Here is a 24,888-nt window from a genome sequence, read left to right as displayed (position 1 = left end):
TTTTTACTCGAAGAAACTTATTAGAAGAACTCCAAACATGACAATCACAGCAACCAAGACCCGCTTCTGTCATCAGACATGGCAAATGGAAGCGCCAATACAACTTGTTCAGTCTACACATGAAGTCACTTACGTGATTACAGAAGTGACACCTTTCCATCCTGTGAGTCATATTTGGCCAGATCATCCTGCAGATAAAGGCACACTGACAGCAATGGGCACTGGATATGAAGTGATGGATTGCCAGGTTGGCGCGGTAGAGCTTGCAAGTGGAGAATTGCATGTCGGCACTGCAATTCCTGTAAAACGCGATACCGAAGGGTGGGTATTTGTGGTTGTCCATGTATTACCACGAACGGAAGCCCTTACTGTAGGTAATGTAGTGTCATTAGAAGTCGACAAAGAGTACCAGCTATCGCTGAGTCGTGGACATAGTGCAGGGCATATCGCATACCTTGCACTTAATAAAATATTGGCACAGAGCTACTGGCGAAAAGATGCAGACCGCAAAGACCCTCATGGGAATTACGACTTCAACAGCTACGCACAAGAAACCAGTTTTGTTACTCCAGATAAATGTCTGGACACCTATCGTTTAGGTAAAACACTCCGTAAAAGAGGTTTAAACAGTGCAGATATGTTGTCTGACTTGAAAAGCATCGAACAACAGGTGAATGTTCTGTTGGAAGATTGGCTAAAAAGAGATGCTGCGATCACCATCGATTGCCATGGTGAACGCCTTACTGATTCACGTTACTGGCAATGTGATTTAGGCGAAGGTGAAATTGCTGTCATCCCTTGTGGGGGAACGCATGCGAGCCATTTGAATGACTTTGGTTCTATTCGTGTAACACTGACGGAAATAGACTCACAGACAATTGAAATGCACACTGATGTAATAAGCTAAACTTCAAATTCGATCTTTTTATTAAATTCTGCCTATGTACTTTTTTAATCTGATCTTTGGTGGTTTGTTCTATTTAAAATTGAGATGCAGAATATGTAACTTATGCTTTCGGTGTGTGGTTATATAAATATTCTTTTAAGGGGTGATCGCTGATCAAAAGGGAAATATCCGATGATCAGCATATGATCTTTTATAGTGCCGCATTCACATAATGTGAGTTAGTTACCTGCGTCATATTTATAGATCTATTATATTTCGGGCTGATAAACATAATAACGATATGAATACAGCACAATGGACAAAGATAGACTGTTAGATGCTCACCGAGCAGTCAATCGTCTTTTGGGTAAGCTTGCACTGGGAATGGAACGAGACAGCCTCAACCACGAGGTTATTGAGTTAAGTGAACACCTATTTGGGAAGAGGCAAGCTTCCATACTACGATTGCACCCCGATACCAATACATTGCACTTGGAATTTGCCCCACACTTACCTGATTTCTACAATCAAGCGATTGAAGGAGTTCCAATTGGACCAGAAATTGGTTCATGTGGTGCTGCTGCATTCTTGAAGCAAATCGTGGTTGTTAGCGATATTGATCATCATGCTAACTGGGCTCCTTTCCTCGAACTGACTCAACAAGCTCAACTCCGTGCATGTTGGTCTGTCCCGATCATTGCTTCGGACGGCCATGTATTGGGAACATTTGCCGTATACAGCAATGCGCCTTCTGAACCTCACCCCTATGAGCTCGAAGTGCTCGAAATGTTGGCCGCTTTATATGCGGTGGCATTAGAGAAGTATCGTCTAGAAGAGCAACTTCACTTTCACGCTAGCCGCGATCCACTCACGCACTGCTTTAACCGTCGCGCTCTGTTGACAGAAGTCGACCGAAAAATTAATCGCAAATGTGATCGTAATGCATTAGTCGGATGTTTCTTTGTTGATATCGATGAGTTTAAGTACATCAATGATCGCTTTGGTCATGAGACTGGTGACCAAGTCTTGGTGCTGGTAGCTGAGCACCTGAAACAGGCGTTTCGTTCTTGTTCAGTGATAGGGCGGTATGGTGGTGATGAGTTTGTTGGTTTCTGTTGTTTTCCAGATGAGCAGACCTACCTTCACTTTGTTTCTCGTTTAGCGGATGAGCTTAATCAGATTTATCATCTAGAAGAATATCAAGTCAAAGCCAGCATTGGCGCTTCTTGTAGTACTGCTAGTGAGCGCTCGGTGTTACAAGAGCTTATTCAGCAAGCTGATGTGGCAATGTACCAGAACAAACGCGCCAAACGAGCGTGATTAAGATCAAAGCACCAATTTGGCTTATGATTAGACTGTAAGTCAGTAAATTGAAGTTTTTAGAGGTAGTCATGCAACCGAATATTTGCCCAACTTGCGATGTAGAATTGGAATGGACAGGGCAATACCATTGCAATAAGTGTGAGTCGGATTACAAGAAGGTAGGGTTTTGCCCAGATTGCGATGCTGAGTTGGAGAAACTACAGGCTTGCGGCGCGGCAAACTACTTTTGCAACAGTTGTAATGAACTCAAATCGAAATCACGAGTTCGATTTGAGTTTCAAAAAATCAGTTAACGGTAGAGCGAAGCTCACCATCAGATAAGCGGGTGACCAATACGTCGCCCGTTTTTACATCTTTTGCTTGGGTAACAACCTGACCTTGCTCAGTTTGAGTAATCGAGTAGCCACGTTTTAGCGTTGCCAATGGGCTTACCGTATCTAGCTTCTCTGCCGCGATTGCCAGTTGGTGGCGCATGGTCAGTAACTTACGGTCCATCGCATCCAGCAATTTCTGCTCAACTCGATCAAGCTTCGACTTCTGCTCAGCCAAGCGTTTTACTGGTGAGTTCAGTTGTAGGCGATGATGTTTGCGTTCTACCGCTTGTTGGCGTGTCGTGATAAATCGTTGCATTGCGCGTTGTAGACGCATGTCCAACTCATCAAGTTGTTGCGTCTGACGCTGCAATTGATAGCTTGGATGCTGGCGCTCTAAACGGTGCATCAGTTGAGCCGATTGCTGTTTTTGTTGCGCTAGGTAGTAACGCATTGCACTGGCTAACTTATGTTGGCGAGTCACCAGCGCTTGATCTTTGTGGCTGTTATCGCGGCTTACCAATTCAGCCGCCGCTGATGGCGTCGGCGCTCGCATGTCCGCAACAAAGTCGGCAATCGTTACGTCAACTTCATGGCCAACTGCGCTGATGATCGGAATTTGGCTTGCAGCAATAGTACGAGCAAGAATTTCGTTGTTGAAGCACCAGAGATCTTCTAACGAGCCGCCACCACGACCAACAATCAATACATCACATTCATCACGACTGTTTGCACGGCCGATTGCCTGCGCAATTTGAATAGCAGCCTCTTCACCTTGCACCATAGTTGGGTAAACCACCACGGGTAGGGAAGGATCTCGGCGTTTCAATACATCTAGGATATCGTACAGTGCGGCACCGGTTTTAGAGGTGATCACACCAACGCGTTTTGGGTGCTCAGGTAAAGGCTGCTTATTGGTTTGAGCAAACAAACCTTCTGCTGCCAGTTTCATCTTAAGTGCTTCGAACTCTTGTTGCAGACGACCATCGCCTTCTGGCTGCATACTTTCGATGATCAATTGATAGTCACCACGCGGCTCGTACAGAGACAGGCGTGCTTTAACTAGAACTTGATTGCCGTTAGCAGGTTTGAAAGTGACGCGACGATTGTTACCACGGAACATGGCACATTTAACTTGAGCGCGAGAATCTTTAAGAGTGAGGTACCAGTGACCAGAGACGGGAGCTGAGAAATTGGATACCTCTCCGACAAGCCAGACTATCCCCATTTCGTTTTCGAGCAGCAGACGCACTTCGGCATTGAGACGAGAAACAGTGAAGATGTTTTGATTGGTCTGGGAGAGCACAGCTAATTCCGTAGACGTGAGTATGGAAATTAGCGGCAATATAATACATAGCAAGGGGGTAATTGCAAGAAAAAAATTAAAAAATTTGTGGTCAAGCGATTGCGTTAACCGTATAATCCCTCCGCAATATCTAATCCAAATGTAGCCAATAACCTAAAATTGGTTACCCTCATTATGCGAAACGATGAGATTGGATTGTTCTTTTTACTCCTATTATTGTGAGATATTGCAAATGCTAAGAATTGCCAAAGAAGCGCTGACATTCGATGACGTACTACTCGTGCCAGCTCACTCCACTGTTCTCCCAAACACAGCTGATCTTCGCACTCAGCTTACCAAGAACATCACCCTAAACATCCCAATGATTTCAGCGTCTATGGACACTGTTACTGAAGCTCGTCTAGCTATCGCGCTAGCGCAAGAGGGTGGCATTGGCTTTATCCACAAAAACATGTCTATTGAGCAGCAAGCTGCTGAAGTTCGTAAAGTTAAGAAGTTTGAAGCAGGCGTCGTTTCTGATCCTGTAACGGTTAACCCTGACGCGACTATCGCTGACGTGGTTGCACTGACTGACAAACACGGCTTCGCTGGTTTCCCTGTAATCACAGAGAACAACGAGCTTGTAGGCATTATCACTGGTCGTGATGTGCGCTTTGTTACTGACCTTTCTAAGAAAGTGTCTTCAGTAATGACAGCAAAAGAAAACCTTGCAGCAGTAAAAGAAGGTGCAACACGTGAAGAAGTGCAAGAGAAGATGCACGAAGCACGCGTTGAGAAAGTACTGGTTGTGAACGATGAGTTCCAACTAACCGGCATGATCACTGCGAAAGACTTCCACAAAGCAGAACGTAAACCAAACGCATGTAAAGATGAGCGCGGTCGTCTACGTGTTGGCGCAGCCGTTGGTGCTGGCGCTGGTAACGAAGAGCGTGTTGCTGCTCTAGTTGAAGCGGGCGTTGACGTTCTACTTATCGACTCTTCACACGGTCACTCTGAAGGTGTACTAAACCGCATCCGCGAAACTCGTGCTGCTTACCCAGATCTAGACATCATCGGCGGTAACGTTGCGACAGGTGCTGGTGCTAAAGCACTTATCGAAGCGGGCGTTAGCGCAGTGAAAGTGGGTATCGGCCCTGGTTCAATCTGTACAACTCGTATCGTAACAGGTGTTGGTGTTCCTCAAGTAACAGCAATCGCAGACGCAGCAGAAGTGGCGAACTCATTCGGCATTCCAGTTATCGCTGACGGCGGTATCCGTTTCTCTGGTGATATCTGTAAAGCAATCGTAGCAGGCGCATCTTGTGTGATGGTTGGTTCAATGTTCGCAGGTACAGAAGAAGCACCGGGTGAAGTGATTCTTTACAACGGTCGTTCTTACAAGTCTTACCGTGGCATGGGCTCTCTTGGCGCGATGTCTCAAGGTTCATCTGACCGTTACTTCCAGTCTGACAATGCAGCAGACAAGCTAGTACCAGAAGGTATCGAAGGTCGTATCGCATACAAAGGTCGTCTAAAAGAAATCGTTCACCAACAAATGGGTGGTCTACGTTCAAGCATGGGTCTTACTGGCTCTGCAACGATTGAAGATATGCGTACTAAAGCTGAATTTGTTCGTATCTCAGGTGCGGGCATGGCTGAATCACACGTACACGACGTTCAAATCACTAAGGAAGCGCCAAACTACCGTCGCGGTTAATTTTTACTGTTGTAAAAATAAAACCTATACACTCGACGTAAACGTTTGCTTTTTTCCTTGAAGCATTAATAAGAGGCGAGTACACTCGCCTCCGTTTTAATAACCTAGCTTATAAGACTGCTCAAAATGACTAAAAATATTCATGACCAACGTATTCTGATCTTGGACTTCGGTTCTCAGTACACTCAGCTAGTAGCGCGCCGTGTACGTGAAATCGGTGTTTACTGTGAACTGTGGAGCTGGGACGTTGAAGAAGCGGATATTCGTGAATTCAATCCAGACGGTATCATCCTATCTGGTGGCCCAGAAAGCGTAACGGAAGACAACTCTCCACGCGCTCCTCAATACGTATTTGACTCTGGTGTGCCAGTACTAGGTGTATGTTACGGCATGCAAACTATGGCTGAGCAGCTAGGTGGTAAAGTAGCGGGTTCTACTGAACGTGAATTCGGCTACGCACAAGTTAAAGTTTCTGGTGAATCTGCACTGTTTAAAGATCTTGAGCTAACTCAAGATGTGTGGATGAGCCACGGTGACAAAGTAGTAGAAATTCCTGCTGACTTCGTGAAAGTCGGTGAGACAGACACATGTCCGTACGCTGCGATGGCGAACGAAGAGAAGAAGTACTACGGCGTACAGTTCCACCCAGAAGTAACGCACACGAAAGGCGGCCTACAAATGCTAGAGAACTTCGTTCTTGGCGTATGTGGCTGTGAGCGTCTATGGACTTCTGAATCTATCATCGAAGACGCGGTTGCTCGTATTAAAGAGCAAGTGGGTGACGACGAAGTTATCCTAGGTCTATCTGGTGGCGTGGATTCATCGGTAGTAGCGATGCTAGTTCACCGTGCAATCGGCGACAAGCTAACGTGTGTATTTGTAGATAACGGTCTGCTTCGTCTAAACGAAGGTCAACAAGTAATGGATATGTTCGGCGACCAGTTTGGTCTGAACATCATCAAAGTTGATGCTGAGGAGCGTTTCCTAAACGCACTTGAAGGCAAGTCAGATCCAGAAGAGAAGCGTAAGACAATCGGTCACGTATTCGTAGACGTATTTGATGAAGAGTCTAAGAAGCTGAAAAACGCGAAATGGCTAGCTCAAGGTACGATTTACCCAGACGTTATCGAATCTGCTGCATCTAAGACTGGTAAAGCGCACGTGATCAAATCACATCACAACGTGGGCGGTCTTCCAGATGACATGGAAATGGGTCTTGTTGAGCCACTACGTGAGCTGTTTAAAGATGAAGTTCGTAAGATTGGCCTAGAGCTTGGTCTTCCGTACAACATGCTTTACCGCCACCCATTCCCGGGTCCTGGTCTAGGTGTTCGTGTTCTTGGTGAAATCAAGAAAGAGTACTGTGACTTGCTACGTCGTGCAGACGCTATCTTCATTGAAGAGCTACACGCTGCAGACCTATACAACAAAGTATCTCAAGCGTTCACGGTATTCTTACCAGTTCGCTCTGTAGGTGTAATGGGTGATGGTCGTAAGTACGATTGGGTTGTATCTCTACGTGCGGTAGAAACTATCGACTTTATGACTGCGCATTGGGCACACCTACCATACGACTTCCTAGGTAAGGTTTCTAACCGTATCATCAACGAAGTTGACGGTATTTCTCGCGTGGTTTACGACATTTCTGGTAAGCCACCAGCGACAATCGAATGGGAATAATATTCCCTTCATATTTGAAGTAGCAACGTTGTTGATTTCTCCATTTCACCCTAATCACATAGTAAACCTATGCTCATAGGGCTGAAATGGCTTGTCGCCTAGTTGTAACTCCAACTATTTTGGGAATTAGTTGGAGTACTTGACGTATAGATTAAAATAGTAAAACCAGCCTTCGGGCTGGTTTTTTTATGCCTGAAAAGTGTGAACGCAGGTCTCAACTTTTTTATTAGCAGATATATACATGCGAGATTGTTGAATGTATATTCATTTTTAGTGTTTAAATATTAAAGTTGGTATTGCTATGGAACAGGCAGAAGTTACCTCCCTCATCCCCATCATTATTACGTTAGTCCTCGCGTTAACTACAAGAAACGTTGTTGTCGGTCTTTTTGCCGGCGTCGTCAGTGGTGTGGCTATGCTTGAAGGCACATTCGTCGACAAAGGTCCGCTCGATTCGTTTAGTGCACTGATGAAGAGTTACCTGCTACCTCAGTTAACAGACAGCTACAACGCGGGTGTCATCCTTCTCTTGGTCTTCATTGGTGGCTTTGTTGCCCTAATGGAGAAATCTGGCGGTGGCGTGGCGTTCGCTAAAAAGGTCACTCAGTGGGTTGCAAGCAAATGCCAAGCGCAGCTTTCTGCTTGGTTTGGCGGCGTTGTTATTTTCTTTTCAGACCTCGGTACACCGTTAATTGTTGGCCCTGTCTTTCGTCCTCTTTTTGATAAACTGAAAGTCTCTCGCCAGAAGCTTGCCTTTATCATCGATTCAACTTCATCCCCAGTGGCTATCCTGATCCCTTTCATTGGTTGGGGCGTTTACATCATGAGCCTGATTCAAAAAGAGTTTGCTGCTCTGGATGTGGGTATGAGTGATTGGGATGCCTTTATTGGCGCGATTCCTTACCAGTTTTATGCCTTTTTAGCGATCGCAATTGTGCCGGTTGTCTCTTTCTTCAAACTGGATTTTGGACCGATGGCGAAAGCGGAACAGCTTGCAGAGCAGGGTTCTGATTTTGGAAAAGTGCAAGATTCATTGAATGTATTTGAGCATAAAAATGCAAAAACAAGTTTTGTTTTGGCACCGTTGCTCGTCATGCTTGTGGTGCTTTGTTCAATATTGGTTCCTCACGGTTTTCCATTTCAGAAAGTGGCTGGATCAACCTTCCGTGCTGCACTTTCATCGGCGTATTTCTTTGCTGCGGTTACTTTGATCAGCCTGATGGCGTTTTATGGCGTGAGAAAGCTCTCTGATGGCATTCAGGTTTACCTAAAAGGGATGTCGAACATGATGTCCGTTGCGGTGATTCTAGTTCTCGCTTGGTCACTGAGTTCTGTCGGTAAAGAGCTTGGCGCAGCGGCGTACATTGCAGAGCAGGCACAAGCTGGCTTCCCATACTGGTTATTGCCAGCGGTGGCATTTTTATTGGCTGGGATAATCTCTTTTGCCACAGGGTCGTCATGGGGGACTTTTGCCATCATGATGCCATTGGTCATTCCAACCGCAGTTGCGATTGATGCGCCATTATTGGTGTGTATCGGTGCGGTGCTATCTGGTGGTTTGTTCGGTGATCACTGCTCTCCAATTTCAGAGACCACTATTTTGTCTTCGACTGGTGCTGGCTGTGAGCAATACGAACACTTTAGAACTCAGTTACCTTATGCGGTACTTAATGGTGCTATCGCTCTAACAAGCTTTCTTGTCGCAGGGGTAATGGCATCACCTGTAATTGTGCTGGTGGCGATTGTCGCTCAGTTTGCCATTTACTTATTGTTCTCTAAACAGCAATCTTTGCAAGCTTTAGAATCGGTAACAGCAAACTAATAACAGCGAAATAAAACGGGGGAACGGTTCCCGTTTTGTTTTGAGTCAAGGTAACAGTTTTTGTGATACTCGCTGTGTAACAGTATTTATTTATAAACTTTGCGTCGCAGAATGAATGGGCTTCACTCTGCGCTTTTCCTACATGATCCACTATATGTCTAGTTATTCCTTGTATATTGTATTGTTAAATACGGAGATTAGACATGTTTGCACTCAAACATCTGCCTCTTGCATTAGGTTGTGTACTTGCTGCACAAGCTCATGCCAGCATGAATATCCAACCTGATCCACAAAATCCAAATGGCTACGTGATTGCTCGTGGCGACATTCAGACTGTGGAACAAAGCAAAACTTCTGACCCTATGTACGCCATCTGGGCACAAGCGTTAGAAACTCGTCCAAATACAGTGGTTGAAGCGATCGTTCCAGGAGCTGCAAGTAACCCAGAAAACGTTCAACGCGTTGAGCGTGTTTTCCCTGAATCTGAGTGGGACTTCTTAACTCAGATGGCTGCACCAGAGTACACATATACTCGCTTCCTACGCGCGATTGGTAAGTTCCCTGCATTCTGTGGTGAGTACACAGACGGGCGTGATTCAGATGCAATCTGTAAGAAATCCATCGTGACAGCATTTGCGCACTTTGCTCAGGAAACCGGTGGCCACATTGCGGTTGATAACGTATCGGACAACCCGCTCGCGCTAGAAGAGTGGCAGCAGGCACTTGTTCACGTACGTGAAATGGGGTGGTCTGAAGGTCAAGAAGGCTACACAACAGGCTGTGGTCAAAACGATTGGCAAAATAAGCGTTGGCCTTGCGAGCCTGGTCAGGGGTATTTTGGTCGTGGTGCAAAACAGCTTTCTTACCACTTTAACTACGGCGCGTTCTCTGAAGTGATGTTTGATGGTGATGCATCGGTATTGTTGAAAAATCCGGGCTTAGTGGCAGACTCTTGGTTGAACTTAGCTTCTGCAATTTGGTTCTTCTTAACCCCTCAAGCGCCCAAGCCAGCGATGCTGCACGTAATTGATCGTACTTGGGTGCCATCGCAACGTGAAACTGATGCTGGCATTGGTTACGGCTTTGGTACCACGATTAACGTCATCAACGGTGGTATCGAATGTGGTGAGCAAAACAAAGACAAAGGTCAGCCAGTTAACCGTATTCGTTACTGGGAAGGTCTCGCAGCGCACTATCAAATTCCTATCGAAACCGATGAGACCAATACCTGCTGGCAGCAAACGCCTTACGGTAGCCTAAATTTAAATGGCGCGACGGACGTGCTATACACCAACTGGGATGGTAACTGGAAGTACTACTCAGATCGTCCAGGTGGCCATTCATTTGAGTGTGAATTGGTAGGGTTCCAAACTGCGTATTCGGCTCTGGTAGCAGGAGATTACGAGAAATGTGTTACCAACTTCTATCAATCCCATGCTGGCTGGCCAGAAGTGCGCATTGTCGACAAATTAGACCCAGTTGATCCGGTGGATCCACCAGTGGATGGCGTTGCTGCTTGGGATTCAAGCAAGGTATACAACACGGGTGATCAAGTTTCTTACCAAGGTGCAGTGTATGAAGCGAAATGGTGGTCACAAGGTAATGAGCCAACCAAGGGTGACCCTTGGAAGCTAGTTTCGGGTACGCCAACCGAGCCACCAACGACTGAGCCGCCTGTGACTGAGCCACCAGTAACTGAGCCTCCAGTAACCGAACCACCGGTGACGGAGCCTCCTGTATCGGGTGACTTTATCGCATGGGAACCGGGTGTCACTCAAGTTGCCAATGGCGACAAAGTGACTTATCAAGGTAAGTGTTTTATTGCGAAAAATGGCCCGGGAGTATGGGAAACACCAACACAGAGCAATTGGTTCTGGGATGAGATTTCTTGCCAGTAATTGAACAATAAATAGTCTAACTATCTATAAAGACTCTGCTTTTTAGTAGGGTCTTTTTTTATTCATTTAATTGCTTATTTGTGCAATCTAAGTTTCCAATAACGTCTTTTCTCTTTTGTTTTTTAGTCCATTAAAATTCGCGCGCAATTTTTATCAACATTTTTGAAAACAGGTACGCTTACATGTCTACTAAACTGGCTAACCCAGCGCCGCTAGGCCTAATGGGTTTCGGTATGACCACGATTCTGCTTAACATCCATAACGCAGGATTCTTCCCAATTGACTCAATGATCCTAGCAATGGGTATCTTCTACGGTGGTCTTAGCCAAGTTCTTGTTGGCATGATGTGCTTCAAGCGTGGTGATACTTTCGGTACGACAGCATTTACTTCTTACGGTCTATTCTGGCTAACATTGGTTGGTCTAATCGTAATGCCTTACATGGGTCTACCAGCTAGCCCTGCACACTTCATGGGTTGGTACCTACTACTATGGGGCATCTTCACTGGCTTCATGTTCATCGGTTCTCTATGTTACCCAGTAGCGAAGCAAGTTGTATTTGGTTCTCTTACTATTCTGTTCTTCCTACTAGCGGCACGTGACTTCACTGGTAGCGAGCTCATCGGTACTATTGCAGGCTTCGAAGGTATCTTCTGTGGCGCAAGCGCAATCTACTTCGCAATGGCTCAAGTACTTAACAATGAGTACGGTCGTACAGTGCTTCCTATCGGCGAAAAGCAAAAGCCACAAATTGCTACGCAAGAAATCGCAGCTTAATCGCTCTGAGTTGAATGCAAAAGAAAAGGGTTAGCCACTGGCTAACCCTTTTTTAATGCCCATTATTTGGACCACTGCTTTTTCTTATATACCTGCCAACCCGTTAGGGGAGGATGCTAAGTGAAGCGTTAGGTAGATGGCTGTTCTACCGTCTCTAGCGTATCGCTATCTGCAGTTGGTGCTTTTCCTGTCTTGCGCTTGTACTTCTCTTCCCAGTAATCCGCGCCTTTAATGCCTAACGCTACAGGGTTAAATGTGTACTCGGTAACACCACGTTTTTGTTGTTCTTCATAATCGGCCAGTGCTTTTAGAGCCGGCTTTGACATGAAGAAGATGATCAGAATACCGACGATGTTCAGCCAAGCCATCAAACCTACACCTACGTCACCCATTGCCCATGCAAGATTGGCTGTCTTAACCGTACCGTAGAAAACGGCGGTGATAAGAATGACTTTCAGAACAAACATCAAACCGTTTACTTTGAAAGTACGACGGATGTACGCGATGTTGGTTTCTGCAATGTAGTAGTACGCTAGGATTGTTGTGAAAGCGAAGAAGAACAATGCAACAGCAATGAATGGCTTACCAACACCAGGAAGTGCACTCTCAATCGCCATCTGAGTAAATACAGGGCCATTCGCGCCGATATCTGCTGGTAGGTTTTGTACAAGGAATGTTCCTTCCACCGCACCTTGTACGTTGTACGCACCAGTGATAAGAATCATAAACGCGGTTGCAGAACATACTAGTAGTGTATCAATGTAGATAGAGAACGACTGAACCAGACCTTGTTGTGCAGGGTGATCAACACTTGCCGCCGCCGCTGCATGAGGGCCTGTACCTTGGCCAGCTTCGTTAGAGTAAACACCACGTTTTACACCCCAGCCAATCGCAGCACCGATACCAGCCATTGGTGTAAATGCGTCACCAAGGATCATACCAACGATACGTGGGATTTCACCGATGTTAAGCAGGATGATAACGAACGCTGTGATGATGTAAGCCAATGCCATGAAAGGAACGACAATCTGAGTGAAGTTCGCGATGCGTTTTACGCCACCAAAGATGATGAAAGCGAGAATGACACAGACAACCGTACCAGTAAAAATTTTAGCGAAACTGAAGGTACCAATAGCGGTTTCAATCATGTCACCTGAGCCAAATGCTGCTTCTACTGCGTTACCAATACTGTTCGATTGAACACCTGGAAGTAGAACACCACATGCAAAGATGGTTGCGATAGCAAAGATCCATGCGTACCACTTCTGACCCATTGCTTTTTCAATGTAGTAAGCTGGACCGCCGCGGAATTCGCCTTCGTCTTCTTCTTTATAAATTTGTGCTAGTGTTGATTCTGCGTATGCGGTTGCTGCGCCAAAGAAGGCAACGACCCACATCCAGAAAACGGCACCCGGACCACCGAAACCGATAGCGGCTGCAACACCGGCAATGTTACCTGTACCTACACGGCCAGATAGTGAAACGGCCAAAGCCTGAAATGATGAAATCCCCTTGGTTGAACTCTTACCATTAAGTAGCAAGCGCCACATTTCAAAGAAGTGACGAATCTGCACAAAGCGCGTCATGATCGAGTAGAACAAACCAGCGCCAAGGCACAAATAAATCAGTACCGGACTCCAGATAATTCCATTCAGAAAATCAACTAATGACTGCATGAGTATTTTCCCTGTTTGTTATGGTTGTGGTTGTTTTTCGTACAACACATTACCCTTTTTTGTAATGCAATTGTTAATCTTTTTAACTAAAAATCCTTTGTAGCGTGATGGTGAACACAGAATGCTTAAATATTGTTAAAAATTGGTTCTTGTTATGTATCTGAGTGGTTTTTATTGGAATTGGCAATGAATTGATTGAATATGCAGCACATTGTCATGAAAATGTGCCGCAAGAGCTGGAAGTTGTATCTTCTGGTTGTTATTCAACTTGTGGAGTAATGTACTGTTTGAAATGGTTTGCAGTTGTTTAAGCGTAACGGCTCAAGCTTAATTCTGAGTGATTTGTTACTTTGGTATTTGTGTTCATCATGATGTCTGCAAGTATCTGCCCTGATCCGCAAGCCATGGTCCAACCGAGCGTTCCATGTCCTGTATTAGTGAACAAATTCTCGTAGGGTGTCGCCCCAATAACTGGTGTGCCATCTGGGGTCATCGGGCGAAAACCGGTCCAAAATTCGGCTTGAGTGAAATCGGCACTTTGTGGAAACAAATCACGAATCACCATTTCAATCGTCTTTTTGCGTTTTTGTGGTAACGAAGGATCAAAGCCAGCAAGCTCTGCAGTTCCCGCAACTCGGATGCGATCGTCAAAGCGTGTCATGGCTACTTTGTAGGTTTCATCCATGACGGTAGACCGCGGTGCAAATTGCTCACATTCAATCGGAACCGTCAGTGAATAGCCTTTGACGGGATAGACCGGAATATCGATTTCAAGCTGCTTGAGCAATGCCGTCGAATAACTGCCCGAAGCAAGCACAAACTGGTCAGCTTTAAACAAACCACGGTCCGTTTGGACACCCATGATCTTTTTGCCTACAGTAACCCAATTGCTCACCTCAGTATTGAATTCAAACCTGACACCATGAGCTTTCGCTAGCTCAGTTAACTGCTGACAGAACTGGAAGCAATCTCCGGTTTCGTCATCAGGTAGGTATAACCCACCGACCAGTTTTTCTTTCACTAATGCCAACCCTGGTTCTTGTTTGATGCAGTGCTCGACATCCATTAACTGAAAGCGTGTACCGCTTTGCTCTAACAACTTGAGGTCTTTTTCTATGGCATCGAGCTGCTGTTGAGAGCGAAATACTTGTAAGGTACCTAACTGACGACCTTGGTATTCAATGGCATGATCACGTCTTAGCTGCTCTAGACAGTCTCGGCTATGATTGGCAATAGATAGCATTCTTGCTTTGTTGATCTGATAGCGAGATAAGGTGCAGTTCGACACCATTTGCGTTGCCCAGCGGATAAGCTCTGGGCTGAGAGACGGCTTTATCTTGAGTGGTGCATGTTCTTCAGTGAGCCACTTTATGGCTTTGAGCGGGATACCCGGGGCAGCCCACGGCGAGGAGTAACCGTAAGATATTTGTCCGGCGTTGGCGAAGCTGGTTTCCATAGCACTGCTTGGTTGGCGATCAATCACGGTAACCTGATAACCTGCCTGAGATAAGTACCAAGCTGAGGTCAAACCGATAACACCACTGCCGACTACGATGACTTCCATTGATGCGCTCCACACATTTTCAATGTTGCGCAGTGTGTATTCTTTACCTTTTATTAACAATCGATATAAATTACATCCAGTGTTTAGAAAAACTATAGGCTCAAGGATGAAAAGTAGTGTCGTTAGCGGATTGTGGTTATTCAGCCAAGTGGCAGAACACAGAAGTTTTACCAGTGCAGCAAAGGCATTGCACCTGACGACGGGCGCAATTAGTCAGCAAATCATCCAGTTAGAAGAGCTGCTTGGTTTTACTTTGTTTGAACGCCATTCGCGAGGAATTCGATTGACGCCCAAAGGAATGCAGCTATCTCAATCCACACAATTTCACTTCTCAGAGCTAGGAAAAACGCTTGAAGAGCTACAAGCTGAAAAGCTCCACAATGAAATTCGACTCAAACTGACGCCTTCTTTTGCATTTAAATGGTTGGTTCCACGCCTTGAAAGTTTCCACCTCGAAAATCCCGATCTCCAAGTGCAGATTTTTGCAGAGGGAGCGTTGGTGAATAGCGAGCTAAAAGACTACGACGTTGCGGTAGACTACGGTTCTCACCCCTATCGAGATAAAAGCGCAGAGCGGATTCTCGATGAGCAACTTTTGCCAGTAATGAGCCCAAAATACCTTGAGGATCATGGGTGGCTAAAAACTCTTAAAGCGTCACCAGAACAATGGCGAGGGGCGACGTTACTGCACGATGCTATGCCGTGGGATAAAGCTCCGCGTGACTACGAATGGCTGTATTGGGCATCAAGTATGGGGCTAGATTTCAAAACGGATTTAGGACACTTCTTCAATCGTACTGATATGGCGATGTCTGCGGCTGAAGCTGGGGTTGGCATTGCAATGGCACGTATGGCGCTGGTGGAAGATGAACTTGAAAGCGGTCGCTTAGTCTCGCCATTTGAACCTGTGGATGCTAACGCAGGTTACTACCTGATCATTAATACCAAAAGTGAGCCTACAGCACGATTTAGATGTTGGCTTTTACAGCAAGTCCAATCATCAATGTAGAGAGATAATTGGCACAAGTGTTTAAGAAATAATAAAAATAAATTTCTTAATTACATGATACTTCGAATTGCTTCCCACAAATTGCCTTCCGTTTATTAACTCCTCTCACTCTGTCTTCTTTTTCCATATCATCCAAAAATTAATCAATGGATGAGAAAGACTATGGCTAAAAGAATCTCTCTTATGTTGGCCCTAGCTCTATTTTCGGTAGGAGCAAGTGCAATGTTTTGGCCGTTCAAAAAATACGATGTGGAAATGTCTCCGGACGTACGTGGTGTTATCAAGCTTGATGGAGTACCACAGGCGGGATTAACGGTTCATCGAGAGCTTTATTATGAAGGGTACAAAAAAGGCAAAACCTTTACAGACGAAATTCAGACCAATGAGCTAGGAGAATTTTCTTTTGAACGGATCGTGGTTCGTTCTAGTGCTCCTGGAGATCTCTTTGGAGGTAGTTTGAAGGTCTATCAAAACATCTGTGTCGATTGCGACTCTGAAAAGAAAGAGATCTGGGGCGCATGGGTACCAACTGAAGGTGCGGAATCACTGCGTTGGATGCTAATGAACGTAGATTGTGAATTATCAAACAGTAAGCGAATTCATGAGGTTGAAATATATTCTGATAGTAATAGGCGCACACCTGTTCATTCTGTGTGCGATTGGCACAATCAGAAAATTGATACATACGAATATGATGAAACGACTGATACCCATGTGTTAAAAAGCAAGATCAAGGAAGAGTAATAAATGAGCGCTATTTCTCCTTTAATGGCTAGTGAACTAAGCATTACTGCTTATGAGGTAAAGCATAATCTTGAACGTGTGAAACTGCCTGCTGTAGTTGATAATCACTTTAGTTTTTCGAAAGTAGAAGTTGGTACATCTGGTGGTTTTTTCTTTCGCCCTGAAACTGGATTTGTTTTGTTGGGAAAAGGAAAAAGTCAGCGTCACAAGAACGACTTAGTCCTAGCTTTTAGAGGTACCGCAGGTTTAGCAGATGGAATCACCGACTTAACTTGTAGTGGAAAAGGAACGGGGACAGGAGAGATCGTTCACTCTGGGTTTCAAACAACTTTCTATTCTATGAAAAAAGGCCTAACTCGCTTTCTGCGTGATAATCCGGTTATGGGTAATGGCACTATTCATTGTGTCGGACACAGTTTAGGCGGCGCACTTGCCACTTTGGCTGCAAATTGGATATCGGCTTCTCCTGAGTTTAAAGGAAAAGTGAATTTGTATACCTTTGGCTCACCGAGGGTGGGAATGAAGTCGTTTTCTGTTAACTCATCTTCGCGTATATCGTCCCATTTTCGTTGTGTGAATGGCGCAGACCCAGTGACCAAAGCCCCAGTGTGGCCTTTTTATCATGTGCCTTATGATGGTTCAGAATACATATTAAATCGTGCTCAGGGACTGCTTCCTAGCGCGCATTTTATGTCGGAATATAGCTCTTACACACAATCAGCAACGTGGGATAGTCTAGGGCTTCAAAAAGCGAATTCAGCTTTTAAGCGTGTTGTTCTGAATTACGAAAATCGATTGCAAGCGAAGCCTTCTGCTGATTGGGCAGATAAGATTTCAGCGGCAATCCTTACACTGTTGATTGATGGTGGCTTTGCGGCAACAGTTTTTGCATTACAAAGTGGCGGTGCTGCAATCGCGACTATCTACGATACGATGGCGCGCTCAATGGTAAAAATCTCAGAGCTTTCTAGTGAATTTGCCTCTCGCGTAAAAGGCTTACTTGGTCATATGTTGGTGTTTGCAGGTAAAGTCGCCCAAATTGCGATTAAATTTACTTTCCCCTTTATACGTTGGGTATTCGAACTGGTGTTAAGTAAACTAAATACAGCAGTAAAAGCCGCACTAAAAACTAGCTTTTAGTCTTCAATGTAAAACCGCCTCATTCGAGGCGGTTATTTATATCCCTATGTTTGAGGGACTGCTTGAACGGCCTTGGGTGTGACTGCTGGCTGTAAAGTATCTGTGGCGAGGTATGTGGTACTTGAAGGGAAAGCAAATTGAGCGCCTTCTGCGGTAATGATCTTTTCAATCAATATGAGAAGTTCTTGCTGCAAGTTGAGGAATGTCTCTCTATTTGTCGTGTTTAGGTGTGCGAGTATCTCAATATCCAGACTGTATGCATTGAAAGCACTAAAGTGAACTCGAAGAGGTGAATCTAAAACATCGGGGTGCTCTTCGAGTAAGGACGTGATTTTCTCTGTAATGCTCTGCAATTGAGACATGCTAGTCTCATAGCGTAACCCGATAGTCGCTTTGAAAGGATATCGGTCACGACGGCTGTAGTTGATGATCTCTCGCTTAATAAGGTCACCATTGGCAATGGTGATTTGTGTTCGGTCTTTCGCTCGAATTCGTGTTGAACGCACACCTATTTGTTCGATAACTCCTGACTGACTGCCAATTTGGCAGTAATCACCCACCGATAACGATTTGTCTAGGAACAAGATAACCCCACCGATTAAGTTCTCCATAGTTGGACGGATAGCGAGTGCGATTGCCATACCCCCTAAACTTAAGCCTGTCACGATGCCGTACACAGGGACACCTAAGCGATTCAAACCATAACCAAGACAAGCAATGGCTGCCATTGAACCTAATAAAGTTCCAATAATTTGGGTCAGACTTTGGCGAAGCGTGGTATTCGTGCGCTGCTTACTCATTAATAAACGGCAAGTTTTGTAAATCAATAGATAAGCCACTTGACTGAGTAGTAGCCAACAAATGAGTTCCATGATGACGTTAAGCGTCGACATCAGTATGCCAGTTAAGTTGAGTTGATAGTCTGCGAGATAGAGAAAACCACTCAAAGTGACTACGGCACATATGGCTTTCGAAATCGGAGAGTGAATATGGTTATAGAGCAAAGCAAGTACGGAGATGGTTAGAGAAAGAGAAAGAACCAACCCGAGCCATTGCCATATCGCTTGATCTCCATATTCAAGCATAAATACGCTTGGTAATGTTTCTACGAGGTGAAACCATGTTGGTGGAATCAATCGTCCTGCGCTTAGCGAATAATACTGGTAGTAATCCAAGTCCGCACCAGAATGAGAGGGTAGATGCTTTACCAACAAGTAATCACTGTAAAGCCCATGCACAGTTTGCTCTGAGAAACGATACTGTCCATCAGCTTGTTTGATCAACTCCAAACCCGTATCTGGTATTTGCCAGCGCTCCAGTGTGTTGCTATCTGGAATGAGTGATAAGTCCAAAGGTGGGGCTCTGTCGAGAATTTCCTTCATCAACATGACCGATTCAATAGCAACTCGATTTTGGCTAGATTCTGGTACTTTAGACAGATTGAAGGCTTGAGTTGCTTTGTCGAAAAGTGCATAGATGTGTTGTCGGTTTGGTTCGGTATTTTGGGTTGGATCTTCGATGATTTCTGTCAGCTGCTGATTCGCTTGTGAAACCAAAGTCTCAAAGCTTGTGAGTGCTTTTTGAGGGCTAGAGAGATCGGGAGGTGCGAGGGGGAAAGCTTCCTCTGCCTGAGAAAAGAACGTGAAAAGTATGCAGCAGACACTGAGCATCGATGATGTGATTGTTTTCATTATATTATCCTAGCCTTGTGATTATTGAATAAGTCTAGTCAATGATTTTTATATGCGAAAAAGCCTTGTTGTTCTCTCTTTATTTCCGTCTGAATTTCCGTCTGACTTGAATAAAGTTCAATCCCTTCAATGTGACTCAAACAGCTTTTCTTTGCTGAAAAAATCGGCAATATAAAAGAATAACCATTCACTCAATAGTTCAGGGAAGATACATGAAAGACGAAACACTCTCGATCCATTTTGGCTATGAAACAGACCCAACAACCAAATCTGTAGCAACACCGATTTACCAAACCGTCGCGTATGAGTTTGATAACGCTCAACATGGAGCCGATCTCTTTAATCTGGAAGTGCCAGGCAATATTTATACACGCATTATGAACCCAACCAATGATGTGTTGGAAAAGCGCATGGCAGCATTGGAAGGCGGTATTGCGGGTCTTGTCGTGAGTGCGGGGAGTGCAGCAATCAACTATGCCATTCTCACTTTAGCGCAAGCCGGAGATAACATCGTTTCGACTCCTCAGTTATACGGTGGCACTTACACTTTGTTTGCGCATATGTTGCCAAACCAAGGCATTGAGGTGCGTTTTGCCAAGGATGACAAACCTGAAAGTCTCGCTGAGCTTATCGATGAGAATACCAAAGCGGTTTACTGTGAAAGCATTGGTAATCCGGCTGGGAACATCATAGACCTAGAACGTATTGCCGAGTTGGCTCACGCACAAGGTGTACCAGTAATTGTGGATAACACCGTTGCAACGCCAGTCTTATGTAAGCCTATCGAATTTGGTGCTGATATTGTGGTTCACTCGCTCACTAAATATGTTGGTGGGCACGGTACGACATTGGGTGGCATCATCATTGATTCGGGCAAGTTTCCTTGGGCGCAACACAAAGATCGTTTCCCAGTATTTAATCAGCCCGAGCCTTCTTACCACGGCGTGGTTTATACCGAGGCATTTGGAGAGGCAGCATTTATTGGTCGTGCTCGTACTGTCCCTTTGCGTAATACCGGTTCTGCTTTGTCACCAATGAATGCGTTTATGTTGATGCAAGGGTTGGAGACATTATCGCTGCGTATGGAGCGACATACCGAAAACGCACTCAAAGTCGCGGAATACTTAAGCCAGCACGAGAAAGTGAGTTGGGTAAGTTACGCAGGCTTGCCAGATTCTGAGTTCTATCCATTGGCAGAGAAATACATGCAAGGTAAGCCGTCGGCGATTTTGTCGTTTGGTTTAAAAGACGGTTATGAGGCAGGTGTGCGTTTTTACGATGCGCTTAAGATCTTCAAGCGACTGGTGAATATTGGTGATGCGAAGTCGCTTGCTTGTCATCCTGCATCAACTACGCACCGTCAATTGAGTGAGGCGGAGCAAAAGCAAGCGGGCGTGTCTCCAGAGATGATTCGTTTGTCAGTTGGCATTGAACATATCGATGATATTTTGGCCGATTTAGAACAGGCGCTGAACGCGTAATTATCCTCTCTAACGGAGCTTTGGGTTACCCATAGGCCAGCCTTACTAAAAGCTGGCCTTATTTTTATAACGTACTTATTTGTAATGATTTTTTAGTATTTGGGTTACGGTATTCCAAATGCTCATGACGCTGTACTTTTCTTACCTTGCGTATAAGTCCCATCTTACTGACTATGCTTAGAAAATAGTCACTAGGAAGGGACGTTCATGTCTTACGTGTTTCACCGTCATTGCCACGCTAAATTGCCCACTATTGCCAGAGGTGAAGGAGTTTATCTGTTCGATAATCAAGGTAACCAATACCTCGATGCTTGCGGCGGTGCTGCCGTTTCAAATCTTGGTCATAGCCATCAAGCTGTTAAACAAGCCATGCTCGACCAAATCGAAAAAGTGCCTTTTGTTCACACTGGCTTTTTTACTAGCGAAGTAAGTGAGCAGTTGGCTGCGCTGATTTGCCAGCAGATGCCGTCGCAATTCAATCACGTTTACTTAGTCAGCGGGGGCTCTGAAGCGGTTGAATCTGCACTCAAAATGGCAAGGCAATACTTTGTTGAATGTGGCAAGCCTGAGAAAAAGCAGTTTATTGCTCGGCAGCAAAGCTACCATGGAAATACGCTTGGAGCGCTGGCTGTTGGAGGGAATGAGTGGCGCCGAGAACCCTTTAAACCCATTTTGCATCCAAGCCATCACATAGCGCCGTGTTATGCCTATCGACATCAAAAAGAAGATGAATCAGAACTCGACTATTCACTGAGAGCTGCCAATGAACTTGAAGCTAAAATTATAGAGCTGGGCGCAGATAACGTGATGGCATTCGTTGCGGAACCGATTGTTGGCGCAACGGCTGGTGCATTGACTGCCACTCAAGGTTACTTCAAGCGAATTCGGGAGATTTGCGATCGCTATGATGTGCTGCTGATCATGGATGAGGTGATGTGTGGTGTCGGACGCAGCGGTAGCTTTTTTGCTTTTGAACAAGAGCAAGCCGTCCCAGACTTAGTCTGTATGGCGAAAGGGTTAGGGGCGGGTTATCAACCTATCGGTGCCGTTGTTGCCAATGACAAAGTCTATCAAGCAATCGCGTTTGGTAGTGGCTTCTTTCAACATGGGCATACTTTTATGGCGCATCCCGTCGCATGCGCAGCCGCCGTTGCGACCATTCAGACTATCGGTGAACAAAAGCTCCTGCAGACCGTCAATCAACAAGGGGCGATGTTAAAAAGAGAGCTCGAATCGGCGCTTTCAGGTTTCCCGTATATTGGGGATATTCGTGGTAAAGGGCTGTTTCTTGGCATTGAGCTTGTGGCAGATAAAGCGAGTAAAGTACCGCTGTGCAGCTCAACCTTAGCAGACAAACGGATCAAACAACAAGCGATGGCAAATGGGCTGATGTGCTACCCAATGGGCGGCACGATTGATGGCGTAAACGGGCACCATATTCTCCTCGCCCCGCCTTTTATCATCGAACGAAGCCACATTGACGAGCTGGTGGAAAAGCTCTCTCGTACACTCAGAGAGGTGTCGCAAACATGGTAATAAATTCCCCAACTGAAAGAGCTCGAATCGCGATTATTGTTGCGCCCAATGGGGCGAGAAAAACCAAGCAAGACCATGATCAATTGCCGATGACTATTGAAGAAATGGTTGCCGAGGCGAAAGCATGTCAAACAGCAGGGGCTACCATGATCCATTTGCACGCGAGGGATACGCAAGGCAGGCATTCTCTAGAGGTTGATGACAATTTAGAAATCTACCACGCGGTGAAAGCTGCGGTGGGGGATTCGATGATTGTTCAGCTCACGACTGAGGCTGTTGGGATGTATTCGCCACAACAGCAAATGGCGCTGATCAAAGCGGTTAAACCAGAAGCTGCTTCCTTTGCTTTGCGTGAACTGATTCCTGATGAGCAGAGTGAGGAGCAAGGTCTTGTCTTTTTTGATTGGGTCGCTGATCAGGGCATTCTCAGCCAAATCATTTTGTATGATCAGGCAGACATCGAGCGCTATTTCTCCCTAAGAGAGCGAGGCGTTTTACCAAAGCAAAACCAACACGCGTTAGTGGTACTTGGTCGATATCATGAGGCTCAACAATCTTCGCCATGGGATTTACGGACACTGCATTTAGAGCGTTTCCTCGAGGAAAATGTTAGGGGTGCGGTGTGTGCGTTTGGCGCTAGAGAGCAAGACTGTTTAACCCATGCAATGCTTCTGGGATTGGATGTTCGGGTAGGCTTTGAGAACAACCATTTGAGTTCGAATGGTCAACTCGCGAAAAACAATGCAGAGCAAGTGCAGCGATTGAAAGAGATCTGTGAGTTGCTCGATGTGCCTCTGCATGATGCGGAGAGTTTTCGAGAGTCCATTTAGTAACGGATACAAAAAAGGCTCCAACTGGAGCCTTTATTCAAATTCAATTTTAGCTTTCAGTCTGAGGGACAGGCTGACGTGCCGGATGCTTGATAAACACCGCCACGATTGCTGCAATCGCAAGTGCGAAACAGTAGTAAGAGTTCGCAACAACTTCTAGTGGAGAAAGGTTAAATACCGAGCCCAATAGCAGAACCTGTGCACCGTATGGCAATACGCCTTGGATAACACACGAGAAGATGTCCAACAAACTTGCAGAGCGACGTGGTGAAACGTTGTTCTCTTCTGCCAGCTGGCGAGCCACGCTACCTGATACGATGATGGCAACCGTGTTGTTGGCGGTACAGGTATTCACCATCGAAACCAGACCTGCAATACCGAGCTCACTCGCACGACCATTTGCTTCTTTCGAGTGGCTAGAACCAAACGTACGGATGATGCCGCTCACTAGGTTAGTTAGGAACGCGAGGCCACCTTGGTGACGCATAAGCTCGCTCAGACCACCAATTAGCATTGATAGTAGGAAGATCTCCTGCATGTTGCCGAAGCCAGAATAGACATCTTGCGCAAAGTTGGTCAGACCGTAATTGTCGATAGAAGACAAGCTCACGCTACCCGCCAAAACGATACCAATGCTGAGTACGACAAATACGTTCATGCCTGATACAGCAAGGATAAGAATCGTCACGTAAGGCAGCACTTTCAACCACTCGATAGGACCTGTTTCTGGCACTTGAGTCGCTGTGCTGTTAAAGGCAAAGATCACAAGCGCTACCAGTGCTGCTGGCAGTGCGATACGGATGTTCTCTTTGAACTTGTCTTTCATCTCACAGCCTTGAGAACGAGTTGCCGCAATCGTTGTGTCAGATATGATCGAAAGGTTATCACCAAACATTGCGCCGCTTAGTACTACGCCAGCAGTCAATGGAAGGCTCATGCCAGCTGATTGAGCAATGCCTAGAGCAACAGGTGCAACTGCTGCGATGGTGCCCATTGAGGTGCCCATTGCTGTTGCGATGAATGCAGAAATCAGGAAGATACCAGGTAAGATCATGCTGGTTGGAATCGCAGAAAGACCAAGGTTAACCGTTGCATCCACACCGCCAGACGCTTTTGCAACAGCCGCAAATGCACCGGCAAGCAGGTAGATCATACACATCGCGATGATGTCTTGATGGCCCACGCCACGCATAAAGTGTTCGATAGAACGGTTTAGCTTATCTTTGCTCAAAATTAGCGCAAGAATAATAGCTGGTAAAACCGCGATGGGTGCTGGTAGCTGATAGAAGGCGAAATCGACGCCTTGCAAAGATAAATAAGTGCCTACGCCAATAAACAGCGCGAGGAACAGTACTAAAGGTAGAAGTGCAATTGCTGATGGTGCGATTGCTTTATTAGAATTTTTAGAACCAGACATGTGAACGACAACATAATCAATAAATAAGGCGAGCAGACTAATCTGACACCAAAGGCTTGTCAACGTCTAGACGTCTAAATGGCTGGTTATTTTTGATCGAAA

The 24,888-nt window shown here is 45.5% G+C and carries 19 protein-coding genes; 14 read left to right on the top strand and 5 right to left on the bottom strand.

The features are described from left to right. Nucleotides 1–37 precede the first annotated feature (37 nt). From BSZ04_RS20655 to BSZ04_RS20645, 3 genes are all read left to right on the top strand, one after another. A complete protein-coding gene (locus tag BSZ04_RS20655; protein ID WP_010446184.1) occupies nucleotides 38–907 on the top strand; it encodes an alanyl-tRNA editing protein in 870 nt (289 codons plus the stop codon). Nucleotides 908–1,201: 294 nt separating this feature from the next. Further along, on the top strand, nucleotides 1,202–2,206 hold the full coding sequence (locus BSZ04_RS20650) for a GGDEF domain-containing protein (RefSeq protein WP_088881283.1): 1,005 nt from the start codon (nucleotides 1,202–1,204) through the stop codon (nucleotides 2,204–2,206). 71 nt (nucleotides 2,207–2,277) lie between these two features. Continuing rightward, nucleotides 2,278–2,502 carry a zinc ribbon domain-containing protein gene (locus BSZ04_RS20645; protein WP_088881282.1) on the top strand — a complete coding sequence of 75 codons (225 nt, stop codon included), beginning with the start codon at nucleotides 2,278–2,280 and terminating at the stop codon, nucleotides 2,500–2,502. Here the strand turns inward: BSZ04_RS20645 and xseA are convergent. Continuing rightward, nucleotides 2,495–3,826, bottom strand: a complete 1,332-nt coding sequence (gene xseA, locus BSZ04_RS20640; RefSeq protein ID WP_088881281.1) for an exodeoxyribonuclease VII large subunit — start codon at nucleotides 3,824–3,826, stop codon at nucleotides 2,495–2,497. The two genes, BSZ04_RS20645 and xseA, sit on opposite strands and share 8 nt — an antisense overlap. A gap of 232 nt (nucleotides 3,827–4,058) precedes the next feature. Between xseA and guaB the strand changes: the two genes are divergently transcribed. The 5 genes from guaB (at nucleotide 4,059) to BSZ04_RS20615 (ending at nucleotide 11,698) form a co-directional block, all read left to right on the top strand. Continuing rightward, entirely contained in the window at nucleotides 4,059–5,522 is a 1,464-nt protein-coding gene (gene guaB, locus BSZ04_RS20635) for an IMP dehydrogenase (protein ID WP_010446193.1), read from the top strand. A gap of 126 nt (nucleotides 5,523–5,648) precedes the next feature. Continuing rightward, nucleotides 5,649–7,202: a glutamine-hydrolyzing GMP synthase gene (guaA, locus tag BSZ04_RS20630; protein WP_071236044.1), complete on the top strand. Its 1,554-nt coding sequence runs from the start codon at nucleotides 5,649–5,651 to the stop codon at nucleotides 7,200–7,202. A 301-nt stretch (nucleotides 7,203–7,503) separates the two neighbouring features. After that, entirely contained in the window at nucleotides 7,504–9,024 is a 1,521-nt protein-coding gene (locus tag BSZ04_RS20625) for a Na+/H+ antiporter NhaC family protein (RefSeq protein WP_088881280.1), read from the top strand. Nucleotides 9,025–9,227: 203 nt separating this feature from the next. Then, nucleotides 9,228–10,922, top strand: coding sequence for a chitinase (locus BSZ04_RS20620; RefSeq protein WP_088881279.1), 1,695 nt, complete (start codon nucleotides 9,228–9,230; stop codon nucleotides 10,920–10,922). A gap of 182 nt (nucleotides 10,923–11,104) precedes the next feature. After that, nucleotides 11,105–11,698, top strand: coding sequence for an acetate uptake transporter (locus BSZ04_RS20615; RefSeq protein WP_010446201.1), 594 nt, complete (start codon nucleotides 11,105–11,107; stop codon nucleotides 11,696–11,698). 128 nt (nucleotides 11,699–11,826) lie between these two features. On the opposite strand, the gene BSZ04_RS20610 is transcribed toward BSZ04_RS20615, so the two are convergent. After that, nucleotides 11,827–13,374 (bottom strand): alanine/glycine:cation symporter family protein, encoded by a 1,548-nt coding sequence (locus BSZ04_RS20610; RefSeq protein WP_010446203.1) that lies wholly within the window; start codon nucleotides 13,372–13,374, stop codon nucleotides 11,827–11,829. Nucleotides 13,375–13,681: 307 nt separating this feature from the next. Next, nucleotides 13,682–14,938, bottom strand: a complete 1,257-nt coding sequence (locus tag BSZ04_RS20605; protein WP_088881278.1) for a D-amino acid dehydrogenase — start codon at nucleotides 14,936–14,938, stop codon at nucleotides 13,682–13,684. A gap of 106 nt (nucleotides 14,939–15,044) precedes the next feature. On the opposite strand from BSZ04_RS20605, the gene BSZ04_RS20600 reads away from it, so the two are divergent. From BSZ04_RS20600 to BSZ04_RS20590, 3 genes are all read left to right on the top strand, one after another. Then, a complete protein-coding gene (locus BSZ04_RS20600; protein ID WP_088881277.1) occupies nucleotides 15,045–15,947 on the top strand; it encodes a LysR substrate-binding domain-containing protein in 903 nt (300 codons plus the stop codon). A gap of 162 nt (nucleotides 15,948–16,109) precedes the next feature. Continuing rightward, entirely contained in the window at nucleotides 16,110–16,691 is a 582-nt protein-coding gene (locus tag BSZ04_RS20595; protein WP_088881276.1) for a DUF6795 domain-containing protein, read from the top strand. Between the two features lie 3 nt (nucleotides 16,692–16,694). Then, complete coding sequence (locus BSZ04_RS20590; RefSeq protein WP_088881275.1) at nucleotides 16,695–17,831, top strand: lipase family protein; 1,137 nt, start codon at nucleotides 16,695–16,697, stop codon at nucleotides 17,829–17,831. Between the two features lie 44 nt (nucleotides 17,832–17,875). Here BSZ04_RS20590 and BSZ04_RS20585 read toward each other — a convergent pair whose 3' ends face one another. Continuing rightward, complete coding sequence (locus BSZ04_RS20585) at nucleotides 17,876–19,522, bottom strand: mechanosensitive ion channel family protein (RefSeq protein ID WP_088881274.1); 1,647 nt, start codon at nucleotides 19,520–19,522, stop codon at nucleotides 17,876–17,878. 212 nt (nucleotides 19,523–19,734) lie between these two features. Between BSZ04_RS20585 and BSZ04_RS20580 the strand changes: the two genes are divergently transcribed. From BSZ04_RS20580 to BSZ04_RS20570, 3 genes are all read left to right on the top strand, one after another. Then, complete coding sequence (locus BSZ04_RS20580) at nucleotides 19,735–21,003, top strand: O-acetylhomoserine aminocarboxypropyltransferase/cysteine synthase family protein (RefSeq protein ID WP_088881273.1); 1,269 nt, start codon at nucleotides 19,735–19,737, stop codon at nucleotides 21,001–21,003. 207 nt (nucleotides 21,004–21,210) lie between these two features. Then, entirely contained in the window at nucleotides 21,211–22,539 is a 1,329-nt protein-coding gene (locus tag BSZ04_RS20575; RefSeq protein ID WP_088881272.1) for an aspartate aminotransferase family protein, read from the top strand. After that, nucleotides 22,533–23,369 (top strand): beta-keto acid cleavage family enzyme, encoded by an 837-nt coding sequence (locus BSZ04_RS20570; protein WP_088881271.1) that lies wholly within the window; start codon nucleotides 22,533–22,535, stop codon nucleotides 23,367–23,369. Before BSZ04_RS20575 ends, BSZ04_RS20570 begins: the two co-directional genes overlap by 7 nt. A gap of 49 nt (nucleotides 23,370–23,418) precedes the next feature. Here BSZ04_RS20570 and BSZ04_RS20565 read toward each other — a convergent pair whose 3' ends face one another. Then, nucleotides 23,419–24,786 (bottom strand): Na+/H+ antiporter NhaC family protein, encoded by a 1,368-nt coding sequence (locus tag BSZ04_RS20565; protein ID WP_162531076.1) that lies wholly within the window; start codon nucleotides 24,784–24,786, stop codon nucleotides 23,419–23,421. Between the last annotated feature and the right edge of the window lie 102 nt (nucleotides 24,787–24,888).

This window comes from Vibrio rotiferianus, from assembly GCF_002214395.1.
GTDB classification, from domain to species: Bacteria; Pseudomonadota; Gammaproteobacteria; order Enterobacterales; family Vibrionaceae; genus Vibrio; species Vibrio rotiferianus.
This window is presented reverse-complemented; position numbering and strand designations above follow the sequence as displayed.

Coding starts and splice junctions, on each gene's coding strand:
- BSZ04_RS20605 (WP_088881278.1), bottom strand. CDS start 14,938: ATGGAAGTCATCGTAGTCGGCAGTGGTGTTATCGGTTTGACCTCAGCT.
- BSZ04_RS20650 (WP_088881283.1), top strand. CDS start 1,202: ATGGACAAAGATAGACTGTTAGATGCTCACCGAGCAGTCAATCGTCTT.
- BSZ04_RS20620 (WP_088881279.1), top strand. CDS start 9,228: ATGTTTGCACTCAAACATCTGCCTCTTGCATTAGGTTGTGTACTTGCT.
- BSZ04_RS20625 (WP_088881280.1), top strand. CDS start 7,504: ATGGAACAGGCAGAAGTTACCTCCCTCATCCCCATCATTATTACGTTA.
- BSZ04_RS20655 (WP_010446184.1), top strand. CDS start 38: ATGACAATCACAGCAACCAAGACCCGCTTCTGTCATCAGACATGGCAA.
- BSZ04_RS20610 (WP_010446203.1), bottom strand. CDS start 13,374: ATGCAGTCATTAGTTGATTTTCTGAATGGAATTATCTGGAGTCCGGTA.
- BSZ04_RS20595 (WP_088881276.1), top strand. CDS start 16,110: ATGGCTAAAAGAATCTCTCTTATGTTGGCCCTAGCTCTATTTTCGGTA.
- BSZ04_RS20645 (WP_088881282.1), top strand. CDS start 2,278: ATGCAACCGAATATTTGCCCAACTTGCGATGTAGAATTGGAATGGACA.
- BSZ04_RS20575 (WP_088881272.1), top strand. CDS start 21,211: ATGTCTTACGTGTTTCACCGTCATTGCCACGCTAAATTGCCCACTATT.
- guaA (WP_071236044.1), top strand. CDS start 5,649: ATGACTAAAAATATTCATGACCAACGTATTCTGATCTTGGACTTCGGT.
- BSZ04_RS20580 (WP_088881273.1), top strand. CDS start 19,735: ATGAAAGACGAAACACTCTCGATCCATTTTGGCTATGAAACAGACCCA.
- guaB (WP_010446193.1), top strand. CDS start 4,059: ATGCTAAGAATTGCCAAAGAAGCGCTGACATTCGATGACGTACTACTC.
- BSZ04_RS20570 (WP_088881271.1), top strand. CDS start 22,533: ATGGTAATAAATTCCCCAACTGAAAGAGCTCGAATCGCGATTATTGTT.
- BSZ04_RS20585 (WP_088881274.1), bottom strand. CDS start 19,522: ATGAAAACAATCACATCATCGATGCTCAGTGTCTGCTGCATACTTTTC.
- BSZ04_RS20590 (WP_088881275.1), top strand. CDS start 16,695: ATGAGCGCTATTTCTCCTTTAATGGCTAGTGAACTAAGCATTACTGCT.
- BSZ04_RS20615 (WP_010446201.1), top strand. CDS start 11,105: ATGTCTACTAAACTGGCTAACCCAGCGCCGCTAGGCCTAATGGGTTTC.
- BSZ04_RS20565 (WP_162531076.1), bottom strand. CDS start 24,786: ATGTCTGGTTCTAAAAATTCTAATAAAGCAATCGCACCATCAGCAATT.
- BSZ04_RS20600 (WP_088881277.1), top strand. CDS start 15,045: ATGAAAAGTAGTGTCGTTAGCGGATTGTGGTTATTCAGCCAAGTGGCA.